This is a genomic window from Rhodoblastus acidophilus (assembly GCF_900187365.1).
Classification (GTDB): domain Bacteria; phylum Pseudomonadota; class Alphaproteobacteria; order Rhizobiales; family Beijerinckiaceae; genus Rhodoblastus; species Rhodoblastus acidophilus.
On the sequence record NZ_FYDG01000074.1, the window covers coordinates 1 to 1,015 of the forward strand.

The following is a 1,015-nucleotide window of genomic DNA, read 5'->3' on the forward strand; positions in this document are numbered from 1 at the left end:
CACTGTCTCGTCAGCATCTAAGACTTGGTCATCATACCGTATTGGAAGCCTGAAGACGACCATGATGAGACGCTTTTCGATAATGATGAGGCGCATCGTGACACTGTAGTTAAACAAGACGGGTTTTGATGAGGTGGACGCTCAGCGACAATTTGCAGCGACGCCATCCTGCACTTCATTGCCCCCGACTGTTGAATGGTTTTGCGGCGCGCCGTCTTGTTGGGCGCGTTGGCGTCTTGGTCATGGGAATGGAGTTGTCGCCGCCGCTCGTCCGAGCGCTGCCGTGGATCGAGCGCGCCGGATGTCGGCCTCGGCAAAAATCCACCATGGTTGATTTTTTGCTCTGGCCCGCGATTTTGGCGTGCTGGGCGCGTGTTTCGGCCCGGCGCAAATTCGTCGGCGGAGGTCGGCGCCCCGAGGCATGGGCGCCGACCATCACCTTATTATTTGGAGCGACGAGCAGGTTGGCGGCGACGCGGCTTCTTTGCTCGCGGCTTCAACGGAGGCTGCTTGGTCACGCGGACCTTCCCAACACCGGCGAAGACCTGCCGGAAGATCGCCGGGTCTGGGCCAAAATACAAAAACGCCTGCTTTGCGCCGCTCGTCTGGGGCTGACCGCTCGGCGTGCGGAACTTGATGGGGTGGTTCGTCCAGCAAATCGCGTCGGCCCGAGGGGCGAGGACGCTGTAGCAAAAGCCCTTCGGCGGCAGGTCCAAGAGAATGATGGCCTGCTTGATGTTGCCGCCGTGCCATTCTCTCAAGAACTTCTTCGGGATTCTGTTCAGGAACCGACGTTCAGATGGTGGATTGATGAAAGCGGCATTGGCGCGCCACGATTTCTTGAACGCCGCGTCGCCTTTGGCGAAGAAACGACTGGCTCTCACCGTGCGATTGGCGTCCACGCAAGAAAACGGGTCGAGGCTGATGCTCCCACCGAGGGCGTCGCGGACCCTCGTCACATAAAGTGGTGGCGTCCAGAGTTCGCATGAGTTCGCGGGAACAATTGGCGCCGCTG

The 1,015-nt window shown here is 59.6% G+C and carries 1 protein-coding gene; it reads right to left on the reverse strand.

Going from position 1 to position 1,015, the window contains the following annotated elements; translation table 11 throughout:
- Window positions 1-443 precede the first annotated feature (443 nt).
- Window positions 444-1,015, reverse strand: a 572-nt coding sequence (locus tag CFB24_RS22280; protein ID WP_210190757.1) for a hypothetical protein, incomplete at its 5' end; no start/stop codon positions are given.